Annotated in this window: 22 protein-coding genes; 8 read left to right on the forward strand and 14 right to left on the reverse strand. The window is 44.3% G+C overall.

The features are described 5' to 3' along the window. Positions 1–393 precede the first annotated feature (393 nt). The 7 genes from G8O23_RS11505 to G8O23_RS11535 all read right to left on the reverse strand — a co-directional run bounded on the left by G8O23_RS11505 (position 394) and on the right by G8O23_RS11535 (position 5,797). A complete protein-coding gene (locus G8O23_RS11505; RefSeq protein ID WP_219932499.1) occupies positions 394–636 on the reverse strand; it encodes a NifU family protein in 243 nt (80 codons plus the stop codon). A 27-nt stretch (positions 637–663) separates the two neighbouring features. Further along, on the reverse strand, positions 664–1,770 hold the full coding sequence (locus tag G8O23_RS11510) for an Mrp/NBP35 family ATP-binding protein (protein ID WP_166364938.1): 1,107 nt from the start codon (positions 1,768–1,770) through the stop codon (positions 664–666). Between the two features lie 100 nt (positions 1,771–1,870). Then, positions 1,871–2,218 carry an MGMT family protein gene (locus G8O23_RS11515; RefSeq protein WP_166364940.1) on the reverse strand — a complete coding sequence of 116 codons (348 nt, stop codon included), beginning with the start codon at positions 2,216–2,218 and terminating at the stop codon, positions 1,871–1,873. Then, the gene (gene trmB, locus G8O23_RS11520; RefSeq protein WP_219932500.1) at positions 2,199–2,957 is read right to left on the reverse strand and encodes a tRNA (guanosine(46)-N7)-methyltransferase TrmB; all 759 of its coding nucleotides are present in this window, start codon (positions 2,955–2,957) and stop codon (positions 2,199–2,201) included. Before trmB ends, G8O23_RS11515 begins: the two co-directional genes overlap by 20 nt. Further along, complete coding sequence (locus G8O23_RS11525) at positions 2,938–3,414, reverse strand: gliding motility lipoprotein GldH (RefSeq protein ID WP_166364942.1); 477 nt, start codon at positions 3,412–3,414, stop codon at positions 2,938–2,940. Before G8O23_RS11525 ends, trmB begins: the two co-directional genes overlap by 20 nt. Beyond that, entirely contained in the window at positions 3,407–4,558 is a 1,152-nt protein-coding gene (locus tag G8O23_RS11530) for a PSP1 domain-containing protein (protein ID WP_166364944.1), read from the reverse strand. Before G8O23_RS11530 ends, G8O23_RS11525 begins: the two co-directional genes overlap by 8 nt. Positions 4,559–4,648: 90 nt before the next feature. Then, complete coding sequence (locus G8O23_RS11535) at positions 4,649–5,797, reverse strand: DNA polymerase III subunit (RefSeq protein ID WP_166364946.1); 1,149 nt, start codon at positions 5,795–5,797, stop codon at positions 4,649–4,651. A 174-nt stretch (positions 5,798–5,971) separates the two neighbouring features. Here G8O23_RS11535 and G8O23_RS11540 point away from each other — a divergent pair, with 174 nt between their 5' ends. Further along, on the forward strand, positions 5,972–7,162 hold the full coding sequence (locus G8O23_RS11540) for a phosphoglycerate kinase (protein ID WP_166364948.1): 1,191 nt from the start codon (positions 5,972–5,974) through the stop codon (positions 7,160–7,162). Between the two features lie 110 nt (positions 7,163–7,272). Then, positions 7,273–8,256, forward strand: coding sequence for a LuxE/PaaK family acyltransferase (locus G8O23_RS11545; RefSeq protein WP_166364950.1), 984 nt, complete (start codon positions 7,273–7,275; stop codon positions 8,254–8,256). A gap of 98 nt (positions 8,257–8,354) precedes the next feature. Here G8O23_RS11545 and G8O23_RS11550 read toward each other — a convergent pair whose 3' ends face one another. After that, entirely contained in the window at positions 8,355–9,539 is a 1,185-nt protein-coding gene (locus G8O23_RS11550) for a C1 family peptidase (RefSeq protein ID WP_166364952.1), read from the reverse strand. A 351-nt stretch (positions 9,540–9,890) separates the two neighbouring features. Between G8O23_RS11550 and G8O23_RS11555 the strand changes: the two genes are divergently transcribed. Then, positions 9,891–11,264, forward strand: a complete 1,374-nt coding sequence (locus tag G8O23_RS11555) for an OmpP1/FadL family transporter (protein ID WP_166364954.1) — start codon at positions 9,891–9,893, stop codon at positions 11,262–11,264. Between the two features lie 124 nt (positions 11,265–11,388). Here G8O23_RS11555 and G8O23_RS11560 read toward each other — a convergent pair whose 3' ends face one another. The 6 genes from G8O23_RS11560 to G8O23_RS11585 form a co-directional block, all read right to left on the reverse strand. Beyond that, positions 11,389–11,793, reverse strand: a complete 405-nt coding sequence (locus G8O23_RS11560; protein WP_166364956.1) for a DUF1987 domain-containing protein — start codon at positions 11,791–11,793, stop codon at positions 11,389–11,391. Positions 11,794–12,001: 208 nt separating this feature from the next. Next, on the reverse strand, positions 12,002–12,406 hold the full coding sequence (locus G8O23_RS11565) for a DUF1987 domain-containing protein (RefSeq protein WP_166364958.1): 405 nt from the start codon (positions 12,404–12,406) through the stop codon (positions 12,002–12,004). A gap of 24 nt (positions 12,407–12,430) precedes the next feature. After that, entirely contained in the window at positions 12,431–12,934 is a 504-nt protein-coding gene (locus G8O23_RS11570; RefSeq protein WP_166364960.1) for a SiaB family protein kinase, read from the reverse strand. A gap of 268 nt (positions 12,935–13,202) precedes the next feature. Next, a complete protein-coding gene (locus G8O23_RS11575; RefSeq protein ID WP_166364962.1) occupies positions 13,203–15,353 on the reverse strand; it encodes a S46 family peptidase in 2,151 nt (716 codons plus the stop codon). 109 nt (positions 15,354–15,462) lie between these two features. Continuing rightward, positions 15,463–16,065 carry a ribonuclease HII gene (locus tag G8O23_RS11580; RefSeq protein WP_166364964.1) on the reverse strand — a complete coding sequence of 201 codons (603 nt, stop codon included), beginning with the start codon at positions 16,063–16,065 and terminating at the stop codon, positions 15,463–15,465. Then, positions 16,058–17,203 (reverse strand): glycosyltransferase family 4 protein, encoded by a 1,146-nt coding sequence (locus G8O23_RS11585; protein WP_166364966.1) that lies wholly within the window; start codon positions 17,201–17,203, stop codon positions 16,058–16,060. The genes G8O23_RS11580 and G8O23_RS11585 overlap by 8 nt, the downstream gene beginning before the upstream one ends. 129 nt (positions 17,204–17,332) lie before the next feature. On the opposite strand from G8O23_RS11585, the gene G8O23_RS17635 reads away from it, so the two are divergent. From G8O23_RS17635 to lpxD, 5 genes are all read left to right on the forward strand, one after another. After that, positions 17,333–18,775: an MATE family efflux transporter gene (locus tag G8O23_RS17635; protein ID WP_166364968.1), complete on the forward strand. Its 1,443-nt coding sequence runs from the start codon at positions 17,333–17,335 to the stop codon at positions 18,773–18,775. A gap of 134 nt (positions 18,776–18,909) precedes the next feature. Beyond that, complete coding sequence (locus G8O23_RS11595; protein WP_166364970.1) at positions 18,910–19,425, forward strand: DUF1987 domain-containing protein; 516 nt, start codon at positions 18,910–18,912, stop codon at positions 19,423–19,425. Positions 19,426–19,458: 33 nt separating this feature from the next. Then, positions 19,459–19,839, forward strand: coding sequence for a DUF1987 domain-containing protein (locus tag G8O23_RS11600; protein WP_166364972.1), 381 nt, complete (start codon positions 19,459–19,461; stop codon positions 19,837–19,839). A gap of 132 nt (positions 19,840–19,971) precedes the next feature. After that, positions 19,972–21,207, forward strand: coding sequence for an HD domain-containing protein (locus tag G8O23_RS11605; protein WP_166364974.1), 1,236 nt, complete (start codon positions 19,972–19,974; stop codon positions 21,205–21,207). A 58-nt stretch (positions 21,208–21,265) separates the two neighbouring features. Further along, positions 21,266–22,309, forward strand: a complete 1,044-nt coding sequence (gene lpxD, locus G8O23_RS11610; RefSeq protein WP_166364976.1) for a UDP-3-O-(3-hydroxymyristoyl)glucosamine N-acyltransferase — start codon at positions 21,266–21,268, stop codon at positions 22,307–22,309. Positions 22,310–22,318: the final 9 nt, after the last annotated feature.

The following is a 22,318-nucleotide window of genomic DNA, read 5'->3' on the forward strand; positions in this document are numbered from 1 at the left end:
AAGGGGGTGAAGGCGGCGTAGCCGCCTTCACCCCCTCACCCCATACAGCGTAACAGCCTGTCATTTCGAGCGAAGCGAGAAATCTATTACATTATTTTCATTTTAAAAAAGACTTAGTCGGACACTAGTGAAATTTTTTAGTCTTTCTTTATCGATTTGTCATATTAACACCCATATAATCAATGCATAAACAGTGTCTTCTTCTAATGGCGGTCATTAGAAAAAGAATCGCTAATGACAACCGGAGCGAAGCGTAGCTCAGCGTTAGCTAAATTTGGGTTTAACCTATTGGGTATTGTTTTATGCTGTACTTTAAGCAATGTGAGGTGTGTTTTAACGAAAAAAGCTCTGCATAATACAGAGCTTTAAGGCAAAAGAAGTTTTTATGTAAAGTTACATATTTACCGCAACCACCTCCTTAATTTCGGGTACGTCGCGACGAATTGCCTGTTCAACACCATTTTTTAGCGTCATAAGGCTGTATGGGCAGCTACCGCAAGCGCCATGTAGTTCTACCTTAACGGTTAGGTCATCGGTAACTTCAACCAACGATATGTCACCTCCATCATTCTGTAGGAATGGACGTACAAGCTCAATTGCATCGCTAACCTTTTTGTTGATTTCCTCTTTACTCATTTTTGTTCGTGTTTAATTTAATCTACTTTATTTGTGTGTAATTTCAACTCTTTTTGTTGGGGGCATCTCGGCGTTTCGGCGAGTAACCTCTTCCATTACGCTTTGTGCCAACTTGCTAAAGGCATCGGAAAGTACGCCATCTTCAGTGGCTGCAGGAATACCATTGTCGCCACCCTCACGAATACTCTGTACAATGGGGATCTGTCCTAGGAGAGGCAAGCGCATTCTATCGGCAAGTTTTTTACAACCATCCTTACCAAAGATGTAGTAGCGGTTGTTGGGTAGCTCCTCGGGGGTAAACCACGCCATATTCTCAACTAGCCCTAGCACTGGAACATTTACCGATTTCCCGGTAAACATGCTAATTCCCTTTACTGCATCGGCAAGTGCCACATCCTGCGGGGTGCTAACAATAACAACCCCGGTGAGGGCAACTTCTTGAACCAGGGTAAGGTGTATGTCGCTGGTACCAGGCGGAGTGTCGATAAAAAGGTAGTCGAGTTCGCCCCAAGCTCCTTGATGTATTAGCTGACGCAAGGCGTTGGTTGCCATTGGGCCTCTCCACACCAGCGCATCGTTGGGGTTTACAAAGTAACCAACCGAAAGGTGCTTAACGCCATAGCTCTCTATGGGTCTAATTAGCTCCAAATCGCCCTCCTTAAAGCCCTCGGGCTTTGCGTCCTCCATGCCAAACATCTTGGGGATTGATGGGCCAAATATATCGGCATCAATAAGCCCAACAGAGGCACCTGTTTTGGCCATGGCAACGGCTAGGTTCACTGCAATGGTCGATTTCCCTACGCCCCCTTTTCCCGATGTAACGGCAATAATGTTTTTCACCCTGCTCACCGAGGCTTGCGCTTTATATGGCGATTCTTTGGGCTGTGCCGCAGGTGCTTTTATATCGATGCTAACGGAAGCATCGGTAAAGGCAGCTGAGAGCATTTTACTGCAAGCTTTTTTTACCGAAGAGGCAAATGGGTCATTGCTCTTGAGCAGGCTTAGGGTAAACGCGATGCTTTTTTCTGAGGATGATAAGTTGGTAACCATTCCTAGGCTAACGATATCCTGCCCAAGTTCTGGGTGCTTAATTTGTTTTAGTATATCTAATATGGATTGTTCTGAAACGCTCATGCTGTTTTTAATTAATTTAAATAAACCGCAAAGTTAGGCATTCTGTATTACCAAACAAAGAAATGGCTAAAAGGTTTCAGTATCAAGTAATAATCGCGGGTTACAGCGAAAGTGCTACCTGAGGATCCCAGAAAATCTTTTCAAAATCTTTAACCCGGTTGTCTTCAATCACAACACCTTCGCTTTCAAGCAGCTCCTGCATGGTGTTGCTGCCCGGGAAATGGATTTTACCCGTTAGCAAGCCTTGCCGGTTCACCACCCTGTGTGCAGGAACCCAGCTGGGCAGGGTTTTGGTTGAATTTAACGCCCAGCCAACCATACGCGACGATTGGGTCGAACCCAAGTATCGGGCAATTGCACCGTAGCTAGTTACCCTGCCATATGGAATAAGGCGTGTTACTTCGTAAACCTGCTCAAAAAAGTTTGGGCTACTCGAGTTCTGGTTCATGGAGCTGCGCTTGGGTGTTTAGCTCAAATCGGAGGTAGGTTATGGGTTTTCCTTGCTCAAGGAACATGCTTTCGTAAAATGTTCTAATTGAAAGGATAGAGTCCACTATATTCGAGTTGTATAGGTCGTTGGTGCAAAAATGCACCTTAAGGTTATTCTGCTCAACCAGCGCCTTAGTATATTCGTGCAGCCCTTGGCTATCGGTCTTTAGATGGATAATTGCGTTGGGCTTGGCGAACTGCTGGTAGTAGGTAAGGAACCTGCTCGACGATAGCCGCTTTCTGGCCTTGGCAGGGCGGGGTTGTGGGTCGGGGAAAGTTATCCAAATCTCGCTTACCTCATCCTTGTCGAAAAACGAAACGATATTCTCAATCCTAGTCCGCACAAACGCAACGTTTTCCATTTGCTTCTCGGTGGCATCTTTGGCACCTGTCCAAAGGCGAGCCCCCTTAATATCTACCCCAATAAAGTTTTTGTTGGGGTACATCTTGGCTAGGTTCACGGTGTATTCACCCTTGCCACAGCCCAACTCCAAAACAATGGGGTTGTCGTTTTTAAAGAAGCTAGTGTTCCACTTTCCCTTAATGGGGTGATCTTTTCTCCAAACATCATCAAACGAGGGTTGGAATAAGTTCTCGAACGTCTCGTTTTCGGCAAATTTTTTAAGCTTGTTCTTTCCCACGGTAAATAGCGAAATGTTATAAATGGAGGTTTTTGCTTTACAGCTTTGTTTTCTCAATACGGATACCTACTGATGCTATGCCCTTTAGCTGGTTAGTTCTCATTCCCTGTTGGATTGAAAACTCATAGGTTCCGGCTTCGGGAAAACGGATATACCGCTTGTAGGGTATTTGGTTGTCGCGAAGCGCGCCAAACCCTTTGCCAAGCCATCGTCCTCTTTGGTCGGCTAGCACGCACTCCATAGTATCGCGAAGCATTGCACCGTTTGGCGATGATGTTTGTATGAAGAGGTACAGATTGCTATTGGGGTAGCTTGTTGTGTTGCGTAGGTTGATGTATACGTTATGTACCGAAGTGGTATCGGTAATATTTACCCTAAAGGTGGCAATGCTGTCGGCGCTCCAGGTCTCCTTGGGGATATCTACATTACTGTTATATACCGACCTCTCGGAGCAAGAGGGAAAAACGAATATGGCCCAAATGCTAACAGCTGCAGCAAAAACGATTCTATTCATTGCCGGGTCTCCTTCGTATTTTATTTCGTCTTTTCTTGGCTGGCTTGCGTTTCTTCTTTTCGTCGAAACGGGTAAGGCTATCCTGCTCTATTACGCTTCCGTAACCAAACTGAATCTTTTCGTCAGCGGGTTCGATAAACTCAACAAGCTTTAGTGGCTTAACCCCTTTCGCGTTGAGTGTAATAATCTCTTTTACTCTCTCAACTGGTACTGAGGTCATGTTGAGGGCGGAGTGGGGGTCGCTGCTATACCACATTACTCTTTTAAAGATATCGGTTTTCTGGTGGTAGTATAGCGCATCTTTTGTTTCGAGAACTATGTTGGTTTTTGGAAAGTCCTTACGTGCGTCGATGTAGCTCTCCAGCTCATAGTTGAGGCAGCACTTCAGCTTGCCGCATTGCCCTGCTAGCTTTTGGGGGTTAAGCGATATTTCCTGAACGCGAGCCGAGTTGGTTGTAACCGATACAAAGTTGTTTATCCATGACGAGCAGCAAAGTTCTCTGCCGCAAGAGCCTATGCCCCCTATACGTCCCGCTTCCTGGCGAGCACCAATTTGGCGCATCTCGATACGAATTTGGAACTCTTCGGCTAGGATCTTGATAAGTTCCCTAAAATCGACCCGCTCGTCGGCAATGTAGTAAAAAACGGCCTTTGTCTTGTCGCCCTGATACTCCACATCGCCAATCTTCATGTTAAGGTTTAGGTCGTTAACAATCTGGCGGGTTCTAATCATTGTGTTGTATTCCAGCGAGATGGCCTCAAGCCACTTCTCAATATCGGCGGGTTTTGCCTTTCGGTAAACCTTCTTTAGCTCGGTATCGTTGGGTTTTACACCAGCCTTGGCCATTTGTTTGTTTACTAGCCAACCGGTAAGGGTTACTGTTCCAATATCATGGCCTGGCGATGCCTCCACTGCCACTACTTCACCCTTCCGGAGAGGTAAATTATTTGCATTTCGGTAGAATGCCTTACGGGTGTTCTTAAACTGAACCTCTATTACATCGGTATCTATTGGTGGTGTGGGTACATCGTTAAACCAATCGTATGTGCTAAGCTTGGCGCATCCACTGTTTTGGCAAACGGAGTTTTCACTTCCCTCGTTTTCTGTAAGTATTACGCCGCGTGAGCAAATGCTCTTTTCCATAATCTTTAGTTATTTAGCTTGCTGCAAAGGTAACTATTTTGATGGTTTTTTCCGATTTCAACCTATTTGCGAAGGGAAATCGGGATAATGCTACTTTTTGTTTATCAGCTTCACCAGCTTCATGGTCAAATCTGTGAACACAATTTGCGCGTTGCCATACCGCATAATATGCTCAATGGCTCTGTTTAGCTCATTGTAAATGGGCACCACGTTGCTGCCATTAATGTATGGCGAAAAGTTTGAACTAAACTTTTCCTCCTCACCAGCAATATAGGCAATATCGTTAAGTCCCAGGTTCATCATAAAACTTTCTCTAATCATTCTTAGCGAGTAGCTAATAAGCTCCTTCTGGCTCTCTCGGCTCAATCGGGCTACCTTATCAACCCAGTCAAGAAGGGCCAGTACGTTGTTGGAGTAGCATGATCTTAACAGTTCTTTCAGTAGTTCGAAGTGAGGATTCGCCTCATCGGAGTGGGCTAGGGAGAGCGCCACCCTGAAATTTCCGTTGGCTACTCGGCTTACATCCTGTGCTCTGTGAGCAGGAACTTGGCATTTATTCACCAGTGCAGTGGCTATATCTTCGCGGGCAATGGGTGGTACTTTTACTATCTGCGTACGTGAGCGGATGGTTCCAATTATATTTTCGGGGTTCTCTGATACCAACAGGAAAACAGTTTTGGCTGGCGGTTCTTCAATTAGCTTAAGGAGCTTGTTGGCTGCGTATTGGTTCATACGCTCAGGCAACCAAATAATCATGGTTTTGTATTCGGACTCAAAGCTCTTTAGGCTAATCTTTTTGATAACCTCCGACCCCTCGCCTGTGCTTATGATACCCACCTTGTTCTCTAGCCCAAGCAGTGAGTACCATTCCGACTCGCTAATGTAAGGCGATTGGAGGATGGTTTCGCGCCACAGCTGGATATTGGCATCGCTACCCCTTCCACCTGATGTTTCGTCATCGCTGTCATCAGATTTTTTCTTCTCGTTTACGGGAAACACAAAGTGGAGATCGGGGTGTATAAGCTTATGAAACTTATAGCATGATGGGCATACACCACACGAATCATCATCTCTCTTGTCGGTGCAAGCAATGTACTGTGCATATGCAATGGCTAAGGCTAGCTTGCCAGTTCCCTCTTGCCCCACAAGAAGTTGAGCATGCGGAACCCTATCGTCTTTTACACTCTTAATGAGTTTTTGTATAATTGCCTGTTGACCAACTATATCCTTAAATTGCATTGCTTCAAATTTTATTGTTGAGTAAGGTTTTCAAAGGTAGTAAAAAGTAAATAATTGAAAAGCTGGGAAAGTTCCTTTTACCCCAAACGATTGCGAAGAAATATCGGTTCATCAAACCCTTCACACGGCAGATTTTCATATCTTTGCTACTGAAAAAACCAATCTTTTAAAGCCATGATAAACTTTGATACTTACAGCTTTGCTGGTAAAAGGGCTATTGTTAGGGTCGATTTTAATGTGCCCCTCGATAAAGCATTTAATGTAACTGACGATAACCGAATAAGGGCCGCACTACCCACAATTAAAAAGATATTGAGCGATGGAGGTTCAGCTATCCTAATGTCGCACCTGGGAAGGCCCAAGGATGGCCCCGAGGAAAAATTCTCGCTTAAGCATATTTTACCCACGCTTAGCAAGCATCTTGGTGTTGAGGTTAAATTTGCCCCCGACTGCATAGGTGCCGAAGCCGTTCAACTATCAAGTGCGCTAAAGCCCGGGGAGGTGTTGCTGCTTGAAAACCTCAGGTTTTACAAAGAGGAGGAGAAGGGCGACGAGGGGTTTGCTCAAAAGCTGGCCAACCTAGCCGATGTTTATGTAAACGATGCTTTTGGTACAGCCCATAGAGCTCACGCATCTACCACAATAATTGCTAAATTCTTTCCACAGAATAAGATGTTCGGATACCTTATCCAAAGCGAACTCAACGGCTTGGAGAAAGTTTTACACAAGCCCCAGAAACCCTATACTGCCGTATTGGGCGGTGCAAAGGTTAGCACCAAGATCACCATTATAGAGAACCTTATGGACAAGGTGGACAACTTGATAATTGGTGGAGGAATGATGTTTACCTTTATCAAGGCGCAGGGTGGCAAAATTGGGTCATCGATGGTTGAGGATGATAAGCTTGATATGGCCTTGGACATTATGGCAAAAGCCAAGCAGAAAGGCGTAAACATACTTCTACCCGTAGACACTGTAATTGCCGATTCGTTTAGCAATGAGGCTAACTCCAAAGTGGTTAGGGTTGACGATATTCCCGAGGGATGGCTTGGGTTAGATATTGCTCAGGACTCTGTTGAGCAATTCTCCAAGGTTATTGAAAACTCCAAAACCATTCTGTGGAATGGCCCAATGGGGGTTTTTGAAATGCCAAAGTTTGCCGAGGGAACCAAACAGGTGGCTAAAGCAATGGCTAGAGCAACGGCTAATGGTGCTTTTAGTTTGGTAGGTGGCGGCGATTCGGTTGCAGCCATAAACTCTTTAGGCTTAGCCGATGAGGTTAGCTATGTGTCAACCGGTGGGGGAGCACTTTTAGAGTATCTGGAGAATGGCGACTTGCCAGGCATAAAGGCCGTGAGGGAGTAGTTCACACATATAGTATTTAACGGCTAGCCTCCCTAGCCGTTTTTTTTATCTCTAAGCATAGCAATAACGTGTTATATTCAATGGGTTCAAATAATCCATATCTTTGCAGCATGAGCAGTAGGTTAAGCGATATAATTTTCGATGTAACAAGTGCAAACTTTGAGCAGTTGGCTTTGGAGGTGTTTCGGTTTCAGGCCGAGCATAATGCTGTGTACAAAAAGTATCTCGATATACTTAGGGTAAAGCCATCCGAAGTGCAAAGTGTAAACCACATACCCTACTTGCCAATAGCATTCTTTAAATCGCACAATATATATATTGGTGATAGCATACCCCAAGCAATCTTTACAAGTAGCGGTACCACCGGAGCAGAAACCAGCAAGCATCCTGTTCGCAGCGTGAGCTTATACGAGCAGAGCTTTATGGCTGGATTTAAGCAATTCTACGGTAATCCAACAGATTATACCATACTTGCCCTGCTGCCATCGTATCTTGAGCGGGAAGGGTCGTCGCTTGTGTATATGGTTCAGCAATTGATTAAGGAGAGCCGAAATTCTCAAAGTGGTTTCTTTCTAAACGAGCATAATAAGCTGGTAGATATTATTCTGGAGCAGGAACGGCATCGGCGTCCCACCCTACTTATTGGTGTTACCTTTGCCTTGTTGGAGTTGGCTTCAAGTTATAAAATGTCGTTGAGCAGTACCATAATTATGGAAACTGGGGGGATGAAGGGAAGGGGCAAGGAGCTTACCCGTGGCGAAATGCACTTGCTGCTCAAGGATGCGTTTAGTGTTGGTCATATCCACTCGGAGTACGGAATGACGGAGCTACTCTCGCAGGCATACTCAAAAGGAGACGGACTATTTGAGACACCTCCCTGGATGCAAGTTTTGGTCCGCGATCCCTACGACCCTTTTACTCTTTTACCTAAAAACAGCAGCGGGGCTATTAATGTGATAGACTTGGCAAACCTTTACTCCTGCTCGTTTATTCAAACCGATGATTTGGGTAAACTACACGCAAATGGCACTTTTGAAGTGCTTGGCCGTATGGATGGTAGTCAGGTTAGGGGATGTAACATGCTGGTCCTATAAAAAACCACAGCCGGTGTATGAGCCGGCTGTGGAAACCTAAAAAAACCATGAAAAAGCATACTCGCTCTCCACAGCAATGCTGCGGAAGGGTCTTATGCTTAGCGCTTAATGCCCAAATTCCTGGCTGTTGCTTTGGGTAAAGCATCTTTGTGCACCATGATGGCAACAGTTTTCTTACGAACAAACTGCTCCGACATATGCAAGTATCCTTCGTATACATTGTTGGTTCCCCATGAGTTCTTGGTTATATAGTATGGGGTGCCATTCTGATCTTTTGAGATGCCTATGATGTGCATTAGGTGATCGTCGGTAGTTACGTAGTTATCGAAAGTCTCTTGGCGCAGCTCTTGGGTTACTTCAATTTCTGGAACAACAGACTTGAAGCTGTAAATCTCGTCCATAAGCTTATCGTTTGGCACCTCAGCCCACTTAGCCTGCTCGCTATCCTTCATCTCTTCAACCTTAACCAATGGCATAACCGCCAACCCTTTGCCGTGTACAAATCCTTTTTCGCTAACATCACCATCCCAACATACGCTGTATCCCTTGTCAATGGCGTGGTTCATCACCTCCATTAGTTCGTCGATAGGTAGGTTGTAGTACCCCTTGTGCGCCCAGTTGTCGGGAATCTCCAACACTATCTTTTCGAAATATGGATGGTGACTATACGAGGTTAACTCTATGTAGTTGTCCGGATCAATACCCATCTCCTTGGCAAATGTAGCTGGCGTGTATTCCTTCCCATTGAAGGAGAATGTAGCTGGGGTTTGCCCAAGGTAGGTGTCTAAAACACCTTCGATAGCGGGTTGCCATGCTGTTGATAGCCTTCTGTTGCGATTTTTTATTACAGCATCAATCATTCCTCTAAGTACACTCTCTAGCTCTGAATGAACGTGACGATCCTCGCCATAGTTAAGTCCGCTGTAAACGCTCTCGGGTACCATCCCCAGGCGAGCAATAACGTCCATAACGTTGTGCGCTTGGCCACCCTGGCCAAAGTTGTTGGTGCCATGGAATCGAATGTACCTGTCAATCCTGTCGGTATATGTATGTCTCACAAAGAACATTGGCGATAGGATTACCTCGGGCTTTCCCATCCGAATAAGTTCGGTTTCAAGGAATGATGTGGTTGCGTAGCTCCAGCATGTACCAGTGCGCTGCTGATCCTTTACTGGCGATGTTTCCAACTTTTTAACAGCTTCAAATTGGTAACCTGTTTCGTTTTGCCCTAAAGCATTTATTTGCAACAGGGTAAATAGCACAATCGGAATAATAAGTCTCATAATCATAAGAAATGTTTTGTACGAGTAGTACTCTATTGATATGAATTGGAGCCAATAGTTTAAAGTATGAAAGAATTATTATGCATTGAAACGGATTAATTGTTTCTGTTTGCTAGTTGAATGACCTTTGGTAAGTTGTATAGCTGTTTGGCAACCAGCGAACCCCTTTTTGTAGTCGATTTTCCATGTGTTTTCTGCTGTAACGATAGCAACAAGTAGTAAACCAGTAGAATAGTGTTACATTCATCAAATTGTTACCATCGAAAGCACAACGCTTTGAACAATTGTTTATATTGCGTATGTATTTATTTCACATCCTAAAACAAATTGTATTAACCAAAAATCATTAGCATGAAAAGAAAATTAGTAAGTGTAATGGTTGCACTTTGTATGCCAGCTTTTCTGTTTGCGGGCGGACTTGTTACAAACACCAATCAAAGCGCTAGTTTTATCCGTATGCCTGCACTTGACGCTGTAATTGGCATTGAGGGTGTTTACTACAACCCAGCAGGCTTGGCACAGCTGGAGAATGGCCTATATGTTTCTTTAAGTAATCAGTATATTAATCAGAAAAGAAGCGTGACAAGCACATTCCCAACTTTAAATAGTAGCGATTACGATGGTGTTGTAAAGGCTCCCTTATTCCCTAGTGCTTACGTTGCATACAAGGCCAATAAGTTTGTCTTCTCCTTTGCATTCAACCCAATTGGAGGAGGAGGAGGAGCAGAGTACGATAGTGGGTTGCCCTCATTTGAGTCGATGGTTTCGCAAATTCCTGGAATGGTAACATTGCTTGGTATTCCTACCACCGCCTACAGTTTGGACCTGTTTTTTAAAGGGAGTTCAACTTACTTTGGATATCAAGCGGGTATTAGCTATGCAATAAATGACGCCATTGGCGTTTTTGGTGGTGCTAGGTATGTTACAGCAAAGAATACTTACGAGGGTAATATTAGTGATATTATGATTAATCCTCAGCATCCTTTGGTTAATCCCACAGGTGGAATGATGCTAGCCAGTACATTCTTCACAGAAATTGGGCAACCTGTTTATGCTGCGATGACTGCCGATGCCGAGGTTGATGTTGTGCAGCAGGGCTCTGGGGTTACTCCAATTATTGGACTTAGCATTGTTGCTTCCGAGAAACTTAACTTCGGTGTGAAGTATGAATTTAAAACCAATATGGAACTTACAACCGAAACTAAGGTAGATGGAACAGGCTTGTTCCCCGACGGGGAGGTAATTTCTAATGATATGCCCGCTATGTTAACCCTTGGTGTAGGTTATAAACCCATCGACAAGCTTTCAGTTTCAGGAGGATTCCACTACTACTTCGACAAGTCTGCCAACTACGGCAAAAAGATTAATGGTGCTTTTGTTGAGAATACAGATGTTATTGACAATAACTACTGGGAGGCAGCCATTGGGTTGGAGTATCAGATAACCGACAATATTTTTGCCAGCACAGGATACTTGTATACCCAAACCGGGGTAAACGATAACTACCAAAGCGATATGGCCCATAGCCTAAACACCAACTCGTTTGGTGTAGGGGGAAAGTACTTAGTAAACGAGAATTTGGGCATTAACATTGGTTTTATGACCACTCTGTACACTAGCTACACCAAGGATTATGCTGCTGTTGCACCTACAACCCCAGCGTATAGCGAAACCTATAACCGTTCGAATATGGTTTTTGCTATTGGCATCGACTATAAGTTTTAATCTATTAGAGTATTGTTTATTAGGGCTGGGGGTAATCCCGGCCCTTTTTTATGGCATAATATGCAAATAGCAACAACCCTAACCGGGCGCGGTAGGGCTGGTGTGGCTGTATAGAATTTGGAGTTTAGTAGGCAATCTCAACGAATTGAAGCGGCGTGTGTGCCATTTCGGAGAGTTCCTCACCCGCTTCGCGAAGCTCATCATCGTCCTCATCGTAGTACCAGAACACGTTTACAGGAACTCCTGCTTTTTGTATTTCGCTAACCTGAAGTATAATGTCGAAAATAAATTTTGCGGAAGAACTGTTGAAGTAGATGTACTTGAAATTGAAAATGAAAGGCTCAGCATGCGATGCAGATTGGTTCTTCATATACCAATCCTTAAGCTCTTCAATCCACTTGATAAGGGGGTTGTAGAAGTCGCGAGCATTTTCGGGCCTAGAGTATCCACTAATCTCAAGCAGGCGTTCCTGCGCAGAGAAATGCACTTTTGGTGATACGCTAGAACCGTCAATTTTCAATGTTTCCATTAATGCAAGTATTTGCGTTCAAATATAGGCAAAAAGAGTAAAGAAAATCACATTTTGCTTGGGGCAGACTCCCTGCTTTTTGGTGAACGGTTCAAATTGCTTGACGAATGTGTGTTTCTTTTGGATGTGCGCAAGTTTCACCTTATGCAAAAAAAGAAAGCCTCCGATGTTGATCAGAGGCTCTCGGTTTGTGGTTTCAGGGTTAATTTTAGGGAACGTATGAAATAAAGTTGAAGCTATATCCAAGCATATCCGAAATCTCCTCGCCCGACTCAAATATTTCGTCATCACCTTCCTCGTAGTACCAATTAACCTCAACCTCATTGCCCTTCGACATGAACTTCATGAATTCGAGGAGGATGTCGAGGAGGAATTTTGATGAGGCGGAATTGAAGTAGGTCATCTTAAGGTTTAGGGTGAGGAGCATCTTTTTGTATTCGGTGTTCAGGCTTAATACCTGATCGTTGTATTCTTCCAGCCACTTGAGGATTGGTCGGTAAAACCCGATGACATTTTCGGGTCTAGAGAAGCCAGATATTTCAAAGATGCTGTTCTCCGGATCGAAATGAACCTTTGGCGTAAACTCTGTGGGTTCTATATGCAAGGGGTCCATAGTTTGCATTGGTGTTTTATGTATTTATCTAGTGATATGAACATTAAGGGTAAAGTATGAGTACTCGTTATTGATCTCTTCAAACTTGTAGATAATCTTGCTTTCGGAAACCTTCGCAATGTTTATGATTCCAAGGCCAGCACCTCCTTTGGGCGAAACATCGCCGCTAAGTATGGTGAGTTTATAAAGCTCCTTAAGGCCCTCCTTGTTGAGCGAATTAACCTTCTCGAGCTTTTCTTGTAGGGGAGGGACCTTGTGGCTAAGCAGGCTGTTGGACGCAAAAAGGGAGAACTCCTTATCGTCGAGATAAAGAGTGAAGCGGGGCTGATGATCCGTATTGCTGCTAATTATGTCCTGATGTTTATAGATGTTCTCAAGGCTTTCTACCATAGCTGAGTACACCTTTTTCTTTGTGGTGATAGACATACCCTGCTTGTCGACAAATGCCGACATTCTGTTGAGTAGAAAACCAATTTCTTCGTAGCTTAATGGACCAAAATGCGCTAAAATATTCTCTTTTTGTACCACCTCTAGTAATGTACGTTTAGTGTTGAGCCCAAAGAATATGGGATTTTTTGCTTAAGCAAAATTGTCTGTTTTTACTATCTGTATTACAAATGTATTACTTTTTTTATAAACAACAACTCTTGCTGAAAAAATCGTTAGGCTTACTTACATTAATCGTTGGCTAGGTTTGAAGCGTAATTCATTTCTGTCAATAAACAATTGCGAAGGTAAAGGATATAAAAAATGCGGTTTGGGGCAACCAAACCGCATTTTTGCATAATTCGTTTTGTTACTTTACAAGGGTCATTTCATCTACTAGATGCTTGGCGCCAGCATACTTATCGATAATGAAAAGTACGTAGCGGATATCAACACCAATGCAGCGCTGGTAGTCGGGCTCAAAAATGATGTCGCCGCTCATGGCTTCCCAGTTACCATCGAAGGCGCAGCCAATAAGGTGACCTTTGCCATTGATGATTGGGCTACCTGAGTTTCCACCGGTTATATCGTTGTTGGTAATGAATGCCACTGGCATTTCGCCATTGTCCATAGCGTATGGCCCGTAGTCCTCTGCCATGTATAGCTCTTTGAGTTTCTCGGGAACCACAAACTCCCAGTTATCTGGATCCTCTTTTTCCATTACACCCTTTAGGGTAGTGATGTAGTTGTAGTGAACCGCATCGCGTGGGTAGTAGTCCTGCACCTGACCGTAGGTAAGCCTCATAGTGAAGTTGGCGTCGGGGTAAATCGGTTGCCCTTCATTCATTTCCATAATTCCACCAACATACAGCCTGTGCCCCTTGGCAAATTTCTTGTTAATCTCACCTAGCTCACTCCAAATCTTGCTTGTTACCTCGCTTATGGATTTGGTTGCAGCAAAGGCAGGGTCGTTTTCGAATGTTTCTGCTGTTGGGTTCTCAAGAGCCTTCCAAAGTTTGGTTGAGTCGGCAAAGATTGAGTTGTCGAACATATGGTCGATAAACTTATCGAAGTTGCCTGCATATTCTTTCTCAATGGTTTCAAATACAGATGGGTGGAACTCGGGCTTCACCTGCTGGGCAAAAAGTTTGAACATAGCCTTGGCCACCTTCCTGTCGGTTGGTGCATTGTAATCTTTGTAGAAAGCTGTAGCCGACTGCCTAAAGCGGTCAATCCTGTTTTCAAGGCCTTTGTCCTCGTCGCCCTTGAGGTATTCGTAAAGGGCATTTGCCCTACCTGCTAACGAAACTAGCTCGGTGCCACGAAGGAGGGTTTCGCTAATGTACATGTTGGCATACATATAGTCGTGGCGCTCCTCAATAGCTGTTCTAATTAAATCGAGAGCTTCGCCGTACTCCTTGGAGCGCTTACGCTTCTCGTTTACCCACTGGGTAAATTCATCCTGCTTCTTTTGTTTGGTTTCCTTAACCTTTAGGCGTTTTAGCGCCTGGTTCTGACCAATGGAGAATTTCCAGTAGTTAGTGCTACCCGAGTACTTTGATGAGTATTTAATCCTAATCTCGTCGCTGGCGAGCATATCCTCAAGAATAATCTCCTGACGGATGCCCCTGATGAATGAGCGCTGGGCATTGGTAATTTTCTCGGCTTCATCAACCTCCCAGGAGGTCATGTAGCGGGTTGTGCCACCTGGGTATCCCATGATCATGGCGAAATCGCCTTTCTCAACACCTTCGAGCGAAACGGGTAGGTGATGTTTGGGCTGGTAGGGAACGTTGTCGGGAGAGTAATCGGCGGGTTTGTTATCCTTGTCGGCATATACACGGAAAAGAGCAAAGTCGCCAGTGTGGCGAGGCCACATCCAGTTGTCGGTGTCGGCTCCAAATTTTCCAATCGACGAGGGGGGTGCACCTACCATACGAACATCGGTAAAGCGCTCGTATACCAGTAGGTAGTACTTATTCCCACCGTAGTAGCTGCGTACCATAGCCCTGTAGTGGTTTCCATCGGTTGCTTTTTCTTCAATGGCTTTTGCTGCATCCTCGATAACCTTTGAGCGTTCCTCCTCGGTCATTTTCGACTTTACGGGCTTGGTTATTTCATCGGTAACATCTTCAATCCGAACAAGGAATGTTACGGATAGACCTGGTGTGGCTATCTCCTCATCCATCGACATGGCCCAAAAGCCATCCTTTAGGTAGTCGTGCTCCGTGCTGCTGTGCCTCTGAATTGCTCCGTAGCCACAGTGATGGTTAGTTAGGATTAGACCCTTATCGGAAATGATTTCGCCAGTACAGCCGCCACCAAAAATTACAATGGCGTCCTTTAGGCTGGTGCTGTTGATACTGTAAAGCTCTTCTGCACTTAGCTCAAGTCCCATCGATTGCATGGTGGCAATATTGTACTTTTGCAGGAGCGGTAGTAACCACATCCCTTCATCAGCTTTTGCAAGCGATGATGAAATAAGTAGAATGCTAAGCAGTAATACTTTGAATCTTTTCATCGGAATTAAATTATTAAGGTTTGGTTTATTTATTGATTTATTAGAATGTTCGATGTTGCATTGGGCAAACGGTTTAAAATAAATGGCAAGTATAGTAATATCTTTTCAATTAAAGATTAGGTATTGCCAGCTGGCTATTGGTGAGCCTAAATGTACGCCTGTGGTGAGGGCTAGCGCCATGCTCCTCAATGGCTCTTCGGTGTTCACGTGTTGGGTAGCCTTTGTTTTTTGCCCACAAGTACTCAGGGAACTCAACCGATAGGTTTTTCATATACTCATCGCGGTACGTTTTGGCCAGTATCGAAGCTGCTGCAATGCTCAGATACAGAGAGTCGCCCTTAACTATGCAGCTATGAGGTATTTCTTTGTAGGGTTTAAACCTATTTCCGTCAACAATAATGTAATCGGGGTTAATGGTTAGCCTGTCAATGGCAAGGTGCATTGCCTTGATGGATGCGTTAAGGATGTTTATTTTATCAATTTCCTGCGGAGTAACCATAGCCACCGAGTGCGCCACAGCTGACTGCTCAATCTCAACCCTTAACCATTCTCTTTGCTTGTGCGATAGCTGTTTCGAATCGTTGAGCAAAGGATGCGAGTAGTTTGCAGGCAGTATTACGGCCGCAGCAACAACCGGTCCGGCCAAGCAGCCACGACCAGCCTCATCGCAGCCAACCTCATGGGTAAATTCGCTAAAGCGTGATTTAAGCATTGCGCATAATTTTTTCTGATAGTACCTTTTGCATTGCTGTGTACAGGGCGTCGGCAGTTTTATCCCAGGAAAAGTTGTTCTTCCTTCGAGCCGATCTTTCGGCCAGCGCTTCGCGTAGCTTACTATCAATTGCCACAAGCTTCATGGCGTTGGCAATAGCGTTGGTGTCGAATGGATCAACCAGAAGCGCTGCATCACCTACCACTTCGGGAATAGATGTTTTGTTTGAAGCAATAATTGGCAGATGGCATCGCATGGCTTCCACCAGTGGAATGCCAAAACCCTCGAAGTAGGGCACGTAAACCAATGCTATAGCGCTACCAAGTACTAAGCGCAACTTTTCAACCTGGAGTCTCCCGGTAAATACAACCGAGCAGGAGTTGCCCATACTCTTTAGCGCCTCTTTAATATCATTGGTCATAAACATCGGTTCACCCACAATGACCAGCTTGTAGTCTTTTTGGCTCCTGGCCAAGAACTGGCCAAAGGCTGTAATAAGCCTTGCCACATTCTTGCGGGGGCTTAGTGCCCCAACAAATACAAAGTAGGGCGCCCCCGATGTGAGTTCATTGCGAAGGCTTTGTGCCTCAGTGTCACTTACCGGGGTGTATTGCTCGTTGGCACCATTGTGTGCAACGCTTATTTTTTCTGGAATAATCTTAAAACTTTGGGCAATATCGTTTTTAGAGTAGCTGCTTACGGTTACTATATGGTTTGCCTTATTCGCAAAGCGAGGGAAAAAATGGTTGTAATACCTACGTGTAAGGTAGGGAATTCCCTCGGGGTGGTGCTTGAAGTTGATATCGTGAATTACGCTAACGCTAGGCACATTGCTCCGTAGGGGAATATATCCATCGGGCGAAACGAAAAGGTCGATACGATGCTTTTTTAAAAATCGTGCTACCGAAACCTCAAACCACAAGTACCAAAGAAAGGGATGTCTGGCCTGAGGCCATAGAACTACTGGGGTAATATTTGCAGAAAATACAAAGTCGGGATGTGGGTCACGATCGAACAGAAAGTAAAACTGATGCTCTGGATGCTTAGCTGCTATTCTTCTGATGGTTTCGAAGGTAAACCAGCCAATGCCCTCGAGCTTATCTTTAATTAAAAGTCGGGTGTTTACAGCAATCTGCATATGGTTAAATTTTTAACGGAAGACAAAATAGCATATTTTTATCGAAACCATTAGCTAGTTTTGTAAATTATCTACAAATCGAAGTAAAGCTTTGTAGCAATTTTCATTAGCAAAAAGGACTAGGCTCAAGTGAAACGTAAGTTTGCCACCAACCTAATACTGCTTTTAAGCCTTAACCTGCTGGTTAAGCCAATTTGGATATTTGGAATAGACCGAACTGTGCAGAATATGGTAGGTGCAGGGGAGTATGGTCTCTTCTTTGCACTTTTCAATTTTTCAATACTACTTAACATCACCCTCGACTTTGGGCTAACCAACTTTAATAATAGGGAGATAAGTCAGAATCCACAGATGTTGCCTAGGTACCTGTCAAACATGGTGGGTATAAAGTTTTTTATGGCCATCTTGTTCATGGTAGTATGCTTTGGTGCAGCATTTATGCTGGGCTATTCCGACAGGCAGCTATGGCTGTTACTTTTCCTGGCCATTAATCAGTTCCTGTCGAGTTTCATTCTGTACCTGCGAAGCAACATCAGCGGATTACATCTTTTCCGAACCGATAGCTTGCTTTCCGTTACCGACCGGGTGCTTATGATTATTCTTTGCAGCGTATTGTTATGGACCCCTCTGCGGCAAAGCTTTTCCATTGAATGGTTTGTTTATGCCCAAAGCTTAGCCTATGGCTTAACGGCTCTTATTGCGCTTATGGTAGTGGCCGGCAAGGTCGATTCGTTTTCTCCACGGTTTAGTCTTACATTTCTTGCTAGTATAGCCAAGCAAAGCTATCCCTATGCCCTACTGGTACTGCTAATGTCGTTTCATTACAGGGTTGACTCAGTTATGCTGGAGCGGCTACTACCCGATGGGCAAATTCAGGCTGGTGTTTATGCTCAGGCATTTAGGTTGCTCGATGCCAGCGTTATGGTTCCGTTCTTGTTCTCTACCCTTTTGCTCCCCATCTTTTCGCGCATGCTTCGTTTGGGTGAGTCAGTCAATCAGCTGCTGAGGTTCTCATTAAGCCTACTGATGGTGTTTGCCATAGCCTTTGCAACGGCTTGCATTGTGCATCGACAGCCCATCATGGAGTTGTTATACGTTAGCAAAGCTATGGAATCAGCTTCAATATTTGCCATTCTTATGGCTTGTTTTGTATTCTCTTCAATGTCGTATGTATTAGGTACGCTTCTTACAGCCAATGGCAGCCTTGCACATTTAAACGTCATTGCACTTGTAGGGGGTGTTGTAAATATTGTGTTTAACTTCATCTTCATACCCAAGTACGGTGCGCTTGGGGCTGCAGTAGTTAGCCTAATAACGCATTTAATTATTGCCATATTACAAGGGTTGGTTACACTCCGAACCTTTACTTTAAAGATACCATGGGCTGCTGTGGGAAGGCTTTTTGCTTTTCTGGGCGTCTTCGCTTTGCTTGCGCTTATGTTAGCATGGTTGCCTTTACACTGGGCCTTAAGCGCAGCTTTAATCGCTGTTGCGGGCGTGGGCGTTGCATCTGTTTTCAACTTTTTTCGGGTTAAGGAATTGGTGGCAGCCGTATTAGATTTTGACCACTAGCAGTGGGGGCAAATTTTTTCGGCTTTTTTGTAGCCTGCTTTTTTTCATTAATTTTGATTATTTAAAACCAAAAGATTACTTTTAAGGCGAGTTAGGTTTATCCTAAAACCTTAGCATACATAAATTCAACAACTATGGGGATTCTTATTGATAAAACACCAGATTGCCCTTACGTAAACTTTTCCGAGAATGGTGTGCTTGAAATTGAAGGCCGCTCAATAACCGAGGATGTATTCTCCTTTTGGCAACCCCTTGTCGATTGGGTAGAACAGTACGTTAAAACGCCAGCAGAGTCAACTAAGGTTACCTTCTTCTTTGAGTATACCAATAGCAGTACCAATAAGTATATAAACGAGATGATGAAGCATCTAGATATTTGCGCACAGAATGGACATAACGTAAGTATCCATTGGCGCTACGAGGAGGATGACGAATCAATACTTATGCTGGGACAAGATTTGGATGCGCTGATATCCATCCCATTCCAGTTCGAAGAGGTGGAGATGGAAAGACAAAAAAGCCAAAGAGTTAGGGTTAAAAGCAAAAAAACGGGCAACGAGGCTATTATTACCTATAGATACTGGGATGCCATCGTTCGAAACGGTCATAGTGACGACTACATCATCCTTGATGAGGATGTGAAAGCCTAGTGATAATCTGAGCGTAGTTAATTCGTAGCTTATATGCAAACATTCGAACTCAAAGAAACCCTAACCTCACCGTATGTGATGTTAAATGCGGAAGAGGGTGAGATACGTATCGAGGGGCGTTCAATCCCCGAAAATGTTATCGACTTTTATCATCCTATCTTAAGCTGGGTTGACCGATATGCACAAGAGCCTAAGGATGAAACCAAGGTGTACTTTAAGCTCGAGTATTTTAACACGAGCTCATCAAAACGCCTATTCGATATCATGAAGAAGGTGGAGGCTATTGCTAGCCAGAATGATAAAAAGGTCAGCATATATTGGTACTACGAAGAGGATGACGAGGACATCTACTTTGCAGGTAACGATTACAAAGCGCTCATCAACAAGGTCGATTTCAACCTCGTTGAACTCTAGTTTGTTCTAAATAAGCTATTTTTGTAACCAGCGAAAGCTGGTTTTTCTTATTGTGAACAATTGCCCCAAATCTTTCGTACTTTGCTTAAGCATTTTGCTTTTCTCGGCTTATAACCTCCAAATTAATGGTAAATGCTTCCTACAAATAAAAAGAAAATTGTTAACGATCCTGTACACGGGTTTATTAACATATCCTACCCTTTGGCTTTTGATATAATTGAACACCCCTACTTTCAGCGGCTTAGGCATATTAAACAGCTGGGGCTTACCTACTTGGTGTACCCCGGTGCAAACCATTCCCGTTTTCAGCATGCCCTTGGGGCAATGCACCTAATGGAGCTAGCCATAGGGGTGCTAAGGGCCAAGGGGCATACCATAACCGACGAGGAGGCCGAGGCAGCATCGGCTGCCATTCTGCTGCATGATATTGGGCACGGCCCTTTTTCCCACTCGTTGGAGTACAGCCTTATTCAGGGTGTTAGCCATGAGGATATTGGGCGGGGCATTATGCGTAAGCTTAACCTGCAGATGGGCGGTAGGCTCGATATGGCCATTGAGATTTTCAAGGGAACCTACTCCAAAAACTTTTTGCATCAGCTTGTGTCCAGTCAGCTCGATGTCGATCGGCTCGATTACCTAAGACGCGATAGCTTCTTTTCTGGCGTTACCGAGGGGGCAATAGGCTCAGACAGGATTATCAAGATGCTAAACGTTGTGGACGATAATCTGGTGGTTGACGCCAAGGGTATTTACTCTATCGAGAAGTTTATTATTGCCCGTAGGCTTATGTACTGGCAGGTGTATCTGCATAAAACGGTTGTTTCGGCCGAGAAGCTACTAACCCAGCTTCTTTCGCGGGGGAGGCAGCTTGCTTTGGCTGGGGAGCAGCTGTGGTGTACTCCAGCACTCTCATTCTTTCTTAGTAATCAGATTTCACCTAGCTTACAAGCCGAAGTTGACCTTAGTTCCGAGGTCATTGATCATTATGTTAAGATTGACGATTCTGATATCATGGTGGCGGCCAAGCAATGGCAAAATCACCCCGATGCAACCCTGTCGACTTTGGCTACCATGGTTACCAATAGGCAGCTCTTTAAGGTTGAGCTCAGAAACAACGAGTTTACCCTCGATGAGGTAGCGGCTAAACAGTCCAGCTTTGAAAAGTTGAACCCCAAGATTGCAGAGTATAGTCACTTTTTTGTGTTCACGGGTTCGGTTAGTAACAATGCCTATCGAATGTCCGAAGAATCAATAAAAATACTATACAATAATGGTGCTCTGGTCGATATTGCTTCTGCTTCCGATATGATAAATACCAAGATATTGTCGAAGGAGATTACCAAATATTTTCTATGCTATCCAAAATAGTCATAAGCTACTTTCGTTATAAATTGTTAGTTTTGCCACAAAATTAAGTAAGCACACCATGGAATTTACTGCACAAGCCATTGCCGATATTTTAAACGGAACGATTGAAGGAGATCCTAACGTAAAGGTTAGCACAGTGGCAAAAATTGAGGAGGGAAGCCCCAACGCGTTATCATTCTTGTCAAACCCAAAGTACTCAAAGTATTTATACTCAACCCAGTCATCAGTTGTACTTATCAACAGCAATTTTGAACTAGAGCAACCAGTTAAGGCTACACTTATTCGAGTTGCCGATGCCTACGAGGCTTTTGCCAAGTTGCTAAGTATGGTTTCCGCCTCACAACGGCCCAAAGCCAAGGTGCATAAGCAGTCGGTAGTGGAGAAAAGCGCCAAGGTGGGCAAGAGCCCTTTTATCGGCGCATTTGCCTATGTTGGACAAAACGTGACCATTGGAAACAACGTGCAGATTTACCCTCAGGTATACATAGGCGATAATGTGGTAGTTGGCGACAATACCATTCTCTTTGCAGGAGCAAAGGTATATAGCGGTTGCGTAGTAGGAAACAATTGCATTATCCATGCCGGTGCTGTAATTGGTGCCGATGGATTTGGCTTTGCCCCACAGCCCGATGGCTCCTATCAAAAAATACCTCAAATTGGGAATGTGGTGATTGAAGACAATGTGGAGATTGGAGCAAACACTACCATCGACAGAGCCACCATGGGTTCAACCATTATACGTAAGGGTGTTAAGCTCGACAACCTTATTCAGGTAGCTCATAATGTTGAAATTGGAGAGAATACAGTGATTGCTGCTCAGGTGGGGATTGCCGGTTCAACTAAGATTGGGAAAAGCTGTATGTTTGGTGGGCAGGTAGGCGTTTCCGGGCATATATCTATAGCCGACGGGGTTAAACTGTCGGCTCAAACGGGCGTCCCTAACAGTTTAAAAGAACCCAACGAAACCTATATGGGCACCCCTGCTATGACCTCCCGAAAGTATAGCCGTTCGTTCGTGGTATTTAAGCAACTCCCCGACATGAAACGCGACCTCGATAGTATTAAACAATTGATTGATAAAGGTCACCTTAGTTTAAAATAATTTTGAGTA

Source organism: Perlabentimonas gracilis (genome assembly GCF_011174675.1).
Taxonomy (GTDB): domain Bacteria; phylum Bacteroidota; class Bacteroidia; order Bacteroidales; family Tenuifilaceae; genus Perlabentimonas; species Perlabentimonas gracilis.